Raw genomic sequence first — 6,246 nt, 5'->3', positions numbered from 1 at the left:
GCGCACCGAGCCGAGGTAGCGTCCCTCGTCCAGCAGCGTGGCGTGCACCGCCGCTGGCGCGGTATCCACGAAGCGCTCGCTGTTGAGGGTGTCCAGCAGGATCTGGTTTTCCTGGGCGTCCAGGGCCAACGGCGGGCGAGGCCGCGCCGTGCGTTGCACCCGCGGTCCCACCAGCGCGACGCGGTGCGCGCGCGCTTGCTGGCGCGCAGGTGCGCCGCGCCACAGCCCCATGGCCCGGCACGCGGCGCCAGCCCCCAAGGCTGGGGTGAGTTCCCGCACGGCCGCCATCACGTCCTCTCGCCGTTGTCGTCGAGCGTGTAGCCCCACAACGTTGCCAGTTTTTTTTGGACTTCGATCACCAGCATGGCTTTGTCGAGCCGGCTCTTCAGGCGCTCGTTCTCACGCGTGAGTTGCGCGATGTGCAGTGCCTCGGCCCGACTCACGTCCGGCTTGGGACCTCGCTTTTGCGGCGCCAATGCGGCCAGATCGGCGGCCTCACGTTGGCGTCGCCAAGTGCTCAAGCTGGAGGAATACACGCCTTCTCGGCGCATCAACGCGCCGATCTCGCCAGGCTTGGTGCAGCAATCAGCAGCATCCAAGATGCGGCGCTTGTCGGCGTTGGACAAATGCCGGCGCCGCGCACGTGGCACGACCTCAGAATCGGTCACATGCGGCTTTGCTGGCGCCGCCGATTCGGGTCCATCTTCAGTCGCCCTCCGGGCTCCTTGCAATGCGCCCGAATCGGACGAACTGTTCACTGCGTGCATCGCTGCCTTGGGTTGATGGTTGATCGTCATACCTACCTCGTTGCTCACTGATCTCTCGGGGGTAGGTGTAGCAGGTCATATTGGCACAGGGGGGGGCGTCGCCGGTTACGAATGCAAGGGGCTCATCTCAACGATTTCACCCTTTGATACCTGTTTTGAAATTGCTGCTGCGTTCGTCGCGATTGAGTTGTTGCGGAAAGCCCATGCAGTTGGCGATCACATGGGCGGCAGGCGGGCCGACACCAAAAACGCTCACATGTCAGTGCGCACGCACCAACGTATGCTTCGTTTTGGGCCCACCCGAAGGTCGCTCCTGATCGACCACACGCGCTGCCATGCGGGCATCGCTCCTTGAGCCTCCAAGCATTGCCCGCTAAGCTCGCCCTCTCCAGAGATTGCAGAAGTATTCCGAGCCTGGATTTGCTTCGCCCGTCGCGAAATTGGCCGTGTTCGTCGCAAAGCAAGGCATGGATTGCGTCGAACGCCAAGAATCAAAATGGAGGGAAGTTCATGGCCCATCACTTGACGGCGCAAGTTGAGCAGCATGCGGGCGAGCCAGCCCCGGGGAAGTCGCGCTTCTAGGTGGGCCATGGACCCATGGCGCCTGCCACCACGGATTGCCACGCTCTGGTCGCTGGCGGTGGCTGCCTTGCTTTCGACCCAGTATTTGTTCCAGCCCTTCGTATGGCAGAACTGGCCATGGGATGAGGTGCTTTCGGGTTGGCTCGAGGTAATGGGCCATTGTATGGTCGAGGGCTTGTTCGTCCTGGGGGCGCTGCTGCTGGCGTCGCGCCTGCGGCTTGCGTCCCTGTTGTCATATGCCTGCGTACTGATCGCTGCAGTGGCCCTGGGCACGGCCATCGGAAATGCCGTCCTCCTTGTGGCCGGCGTCCAGGGTTTTGCGCCCGACGCGGCCTGGGTCGCAGCGCGCACGGTCCGCTGGGCAGCGATCTCCGGCTGCAGCATGGCCACGTTCGGCCTCTCGTCGCGCGCCAGTCGCTTGCGCGCCCAGGCACAGGCGCACGACCTCCAGCGCGTGCAACTGGACCGCCAACTCGTCCAGGCCCAACTGCAGGCGCTGCGCAATCAGATCGAGCCGCATTTCCTCTTCAACACGCTGGCCACGGTTCGGCGCCTGCACCAGACCGAGCCCGCGGAAGGCGCCCGCCTGTTGGCGCACTTCCTCGACTACCTGCACTCAACCCTGCGCCAGCAACTCCAAGGACAGTTCACCACGCTGGGGCGTGAACTGGATCTCGTGCGCGCCTATCTGGCCGTCGTCTCGGTGCGCATGTCCGGGCGGTTGCAGGTGGCGTTCGACGTGCCCGCCGACCTGCGCGAATGTGTATTTCCATCCTTGTGCGTCGCGACCCTGGTTGAAAACGCCGTCAAGCACGGGATCTCCGCGTCGCCCACCGGGGGCGAGATTTGCGTCCAGGCCACGCTGCATGGCGACGACGTCGAGGTCGCTGTACGCGATACCGGTGCCGGCTTCAGCGGCATGGGCGGCAGTGGCGTGGGCTTGGCCAATATCCGCGCCCGGCTGGGCACACTCTATGGCCCTTCGGGGATCCTGAGGCTGGAGAGCAACAAGCCGCGAGGCGTTTGCGCCAGCATCCGGTTGCCCCGTTCGATGCGGGAGGGCACGCCATGAGCCAGTGGAACGGCCGATGGGATGATGGCGACTGGCGCCGCGCCCTCTACCTTTCCGCCATCTGGGGCGTGGCGACGTGGATCGTCGAGGTGGCCGTCTTGCCCATCTCCAGCTTTGGAATTGCCAACTGGCTGTTGATGGCGGCGATTGTCTTCTTCCAATGGTTCATCACTGGCATGGGCATGGCGTTCTGCGTGATGTGGGCCGTGCGCCGCCTGGGATCGACCCGTCTGATGGTTGCAGCAATCACCCTTGCGTTGGGATGGGGCGTGTTGATCTCGATCGTCATTGTTCCAGCGGCTTGCCGCCTCGGCTACCTCAGGGCCCTCGGTGCCATGTTTCCGGGCCTGGAAGCCCCCTGCGAAGCGCACCACATCATGGGCACGTGGGCTTACGCCACATGGGAGACGCTCCTCATCGCGGCGACGTTCACGCCCGTCTATGTCCTCAGCGCTCGGGCCGCACGAACGCGCGGCATGCTCGGGCGCGCAGAAATCGCTCGTCGCCAAAGCGAGAAGGCGGTCGAACAGGCCCAGTTGCAGATGCTGCAAAGGCAGGTCGATCCGAAGTTCCTCCTGCACGTGATGGAAGCCATCCAGGACCGCTACGGCCATGATTCCCTGGCGGCGGATCGCCTGCTTGATCGCCTCGTGGCGCTCCTGCGCAGCCTCATGCCGGGACTGCGCAACGACAGTTCCACGCTGGAGGCGGAGATCACCATCCTTCGCGCCAGCGCCCATCTCCAGGATGAGCTTCACCCGGGCGCAGGGCGATGGACGATTGACGTGCATGGCGGGGACGCCGGGCGCATTCCATTTCCCCCACTGCTGCTGTTGCCCACGCTGGAGGAACTGCGCGGCAACTCGCTGCCACGGCCCGCGTGGTCGGTGGCGGCCCGCCTGGAAGGCGCTGCGCCGCGCATCGTGATCCAGGTGGACCGGGCGGTAGAGCCTTCCTTGGCGCGCCAGCTGGAGCAACGCATGCTCGTTGGCTTGCGTGCCGAATGGGGAGCCGATGTCGCGATCTGCGTTGAAGTCGGCGCCTCCCGTGAAACGACCACCTTCACGCTTCAAGCGCGAACAGTGCCGCCCGCCGCGGCGCCCGATGCCATCGGTGCCAAGTCTGAAGTGCCCCTGGCGCGAGAACCCATGCTGATTCATTGATCGGAAAGGAGCCAACGATGAACGACGACCCTCTCCAACCGCTGCCCGAAGACCCTCATGGGGTGGACGCCATGCGCCGCGTGCTGCTGTCCCTGCTGCCCGCTTTGGCCATGGGTGAAGCCGCGCACGCGCAGGATGCCGCCAAGATCCAGCCTCGCGCTTACCGGATCGCTCTCGAAACCGACCAGCTGCGCGTCCTCGAGTTCAACAGTCGGCCGGGCATGGGCGTGTGCGGCACCGGGATGCACTCGCACCCGCCACATCTGACGGTTGTCCTTTCCGCCACGAAAGCCCGCTTGACACTGCCCAACGGCAAGGAGGAGATCAAGGAGTCCAAAGCGGGCGATGTGTTCTGGAGCGAGGCCGAGACGCACATGGTCGAGAACATCTCGGGCAAGGACGCGCGAGCCCTACTTGTCGAACTCAAGTCAAACGACAACCCGAAGAAGACGGGCTAAGCGCCATGCACCGCTACACCGCCTTGGTCGCCGAGGACGAGGACGTCCTGCGCGAAGAGCTGCAGGCGCATCTTCGCGACCTCTGGCCGGCGTTGGAGATCGAAGCCAGCGCGGCCAACGGCCTGGAGGCCTTGCTGGCGCTGGATCGGCACTTGCCCGACGTCGTGTTCCTCGACATCGAGATGCCTGGGCTGAACGGCCTGGACGTCGCGCGCCAGATCCAGGGCCGCAGCCATGTCGTCTTCGTCACCGCCTACGACGCTTACGCCGTGGCCGCGTTCGAGCAAGGTGCTGTCGACTATGTCCTCAAGCCCTATGACCTGCCGCGCCTGTCGCAGACGATCCGGCGCGTCAAGGAACGGCTGGGAAGCGCCCCGCCCTCGCTCGACGTGCTGCTGCGCCAGCTCGCAGCCGCCAGGCCGGTGCGCGATCACCTGCGATGGATCAATGCTTCGCAGGGCCAGGACGTCAGGATCATCACCGTCGATGAAATCTGCTACTTCAAGGCCGAATCGAAGTACACGTTGGTGATCACCGCCGACGGTGAGTCGCTGATTCGCCGCCCGCTCAAGGAATTGCTGGAGCAACTGGACCCTTCGCAGTTCTGGCAGGTGCACCGCTCGACGATCGTCAATGCCAATGCGATCGCCGGCGTGTCCCGGGATTTCAGGGGCCACGTCCATCTGCGGCTCAAGCAGCGCACCGAGACTTTGCCTGTGAGCGAGGCGCATGAGCATCTGTTTCGGTCGATGTAGCGGCGCGTCCGTCCTGATAGCGCCGCGCTCGTCGCAAAGGCAAGCGAGCACCTGGGCAAGCCCGAACAATGACCGTGCCAGGCCGCCATCGCGGCCGGCCAACCCAGGAGGGCTCTTCGATGAATCGCAGAAACAATCTCCGTGCGCTGGTCGCAGCCATCACCATCACTACAGGCGGCGTGGTCGCGTGCGGCGGGGGCGGTTCTGCTCCCGTGGCCCAGGACCAGCCCGTCACCATCACGTCCCAGGGGCCGAATGCGGTCGATCTCTGGAACCAGGCGGCCACCGACACCATCACGATGCCGGCCGCCGCCAGCGGTACGCCGGAAGAACGCCAGCCGCTCTACGACGCCGACATGGCCACGATGAATGTGGCCATCTACGACGCGCTGGCCGCCATCACGAAAGCCTACCGCCCGCTCATCGCGGTCATGCCGGATGATCCCGCGCTCGGTTCGCTGCCCCAGGAGCATGCCGTCCATGGCGCGGCGCACACCGTCTTGGCGACGCTGTTTCCAGCCCGTTCCGCGAAGTACCAGTCCACCTACGACACGGCGATCGCCACCGCGAATGCGGACGCGCAGGCGGCCCTGCAATTCGGCGCGGATGTGGCTCGCAAGGTGCTCGCGCAGCGGGCGGATGACGGTCGCTGGACGCCGGTCCCGGCCTATGTACCGGGCACAGCCCCCGGCCAGTTCCGCGGCGTCAATCCGGTGGGCCTTACGCGGCCCTACCTGCGCCCGTTCACGCTCACTTCGGCTGGCCAGTTTCGCGCCAGCGGCCCACCGGCGCTCGAAGGTAATGCGTACGCTGCCGACCTGAACGAAACCAGGGCCATGGGCAGCGCCAGCAGCACGCAACGCACTGAGGCGCAGACCGAGAACGCGCGCTTCCATACCGAAGCGCCTCCGCTCTTCTGGACGCGCAATCTGCGCCAGTTCGCCACCAGCAAGCCGACCCTGGTGGAGAACGCAAGGCTGATGGCCATGCTGTGGGTTGCGCTGTCCGACGCCAGCACAGCATGCTTCGAATCGAAGTATCACTTCAACTTCTGGCGTCCGACAACCGCCATCCGGCTGGCTGACGCCGACGGGAACGCGGCGACGGAGCCAGACACGCAATGGACGCCGGTGGTGCCCACGCCCAATCACCCCGAATACCCCGCGGCCCATGCATGCGCCGCCGGCGCGCTCGGAGAGGGGCTTCGGCAGGCGTTTGGAACGGGCAAGGTCCAGTTCTCCTTCAAGAGCACCGTCACCGGCAGCACGCATTCGTTCGACTCCGTGGACGCGATGATCGAGAACGTGCAGCAGGCCCGCATCCATGGCGGCATGCACTTCCGGACCGCGACCGTTGATGGGCGCACCCTGGGCGAGAGAGTCACCCGGCAGGTGGCGCGGGAGCACTTCACGGCGTTGACTCAATAGGCACTGGCAAGAGGGCGCCTTC

At 65.3% G+C, this 6,246-nt stretch carries 6 protein-coding genes and 1 pseudogene; 5 read left to right on the top strand and 2 right to left on the bottom strand.

What is annotated here, in order from left to right; all coding sequences use genetic code 11:
• Positions 1-150 (bottom strand): annotated as a pseudogene (locus QTI66_RS40005) (IS3 family transposase); the annotation flags it as partial.
• 137 nt (positions 151-287) lie between these two features.
• Positions 288-668, bottom strand: a complete 381-nt coding sequence (locus tag QTI66_RS31575) for a helix-turn-helix domain-containing protein (protein ID WP_286564305.1) — start codon at positions 666-668, stop codon at positions 288-290.
• Between the two features lie 688 nt (positions 669-1,356).
• Here QTI66_RS31575 and QTI66_RS31570 point away from each other — a divergent pair.
• The 5 genes from QTI66_RS31570 to QTI66_RS31550 all read left to right on the top strand — a co-directional run bounded on the left by QTI66_RS31570 (position 1,357) and on the right by QTI66_RS31550 (position 6,224).
• Positions 1,357-2,421 (top strand): sensor histidine kinase, encoded by a 1,065-nt coding sequence (locus QTI66_RS31570; protein ID WP_286564304.1) that lies wholly within the window; start codon positions 1,357-1,359, stop codon positions 2,419-2,421.
• Complete coding sequence (locus tag QTI66_RS31565) at positions 2,418-3,584, top strand: histidine kinase (RefSeq protein ID WP_286564302.1); 1,167 nt, start codon at positions 2,418-2,420, stop codon at positions 3,582-3,584. Before QTI66_RS31570 ends, QTI66_RS31565 begins: the two co-directional genes overlap by 4 nt.
• 17 nt (positions 3,585-3,601) lie before the next feature.
• Entirely contained in the window at positions 3,602-4,042 is a 441-nt protein-coding gene (locus QTI66_RS31560; RefSeq protein ID WP_286564300.1) for a hypothetical protein, read from the top strand.
• Positions 4,043-4,047: 5 nt separating this feature from the next.
• A complete protein-coding gene (locus QTI66_RS31555; protein ID WP_286564299.1) occupies positions 4,048-4,797 on the top strand; it encodes a LytR/AlgR family response regulator transcription factor in 750 nt (249 codons plus the stop codon).
• A gap of 119 nt (positions 4,798-4,916) precedes the next feature.
• The gene (locus tag QTI66_RS31550; protein ID WP_286564298.1) at positions 4,917-6,224 is read left to right on the top strand and encodes a vanadium-dependent haloperoxidase; all 1,308 of its coding nucleotides are present in this window, start codon (positions 4,917-4,919) and stop codon (positions 6,222-6,224) included.
• Positions 6,225-6,246 lie beyond the last annotated feature (22 nt).

This window comes from Variovorax brevis (genome assembly GCF_030317105.1).
Taxonomy (GTDB): Bacteria; Pseudomonadota; Gammaproteobacteria; order Burkholderiales; family Burkholderiaceae_C; genus Variovorax; species Variovorax brevis.
This window is presented reverse-complemented; position numbering and strand designations above follow the sequence as displayed.

Excerpts from the sequence above, each read along its gene's own strand:
- QTI66_RS31550 (WP_286564298.1), top strand. The coding sequence starts at position 4,917 with ATGAATCGCAGAAACAATCTCCGTGCGCTGGTCGCAGCCATCACCATC.
- QTI66_RS31560 (WP_286564300.1), top strand. The coding sequence starts at position 3,602 with ATGAACGACGACCCTCTCCAACCGCTGCCCGAAGACCCTCATGGGGTG.
- QTI66_RS31555 (WP_286564299.1), top strand. The coding sequence starts at position 4,048 with ATGCACCGCTACACCGCCTTGGTCGCCGAGGACGAGGACGTCCTGCGC.
- QTI66_RS31565 (WP_286564302.1), top strand. The coding sequence starts at position 2,418 with ATGAGCCAGTGGAACGGCCGATGGGATGATGGCGACTGGCGCCGCGCC.
- QTI66_RS31570 (WP_286564304.1), top strand. The coding sequence starts at position 1,357 with ATGGACCCATGGCGCCTGCCACCACGGATTGCCACGCTCTGGTCGCTG.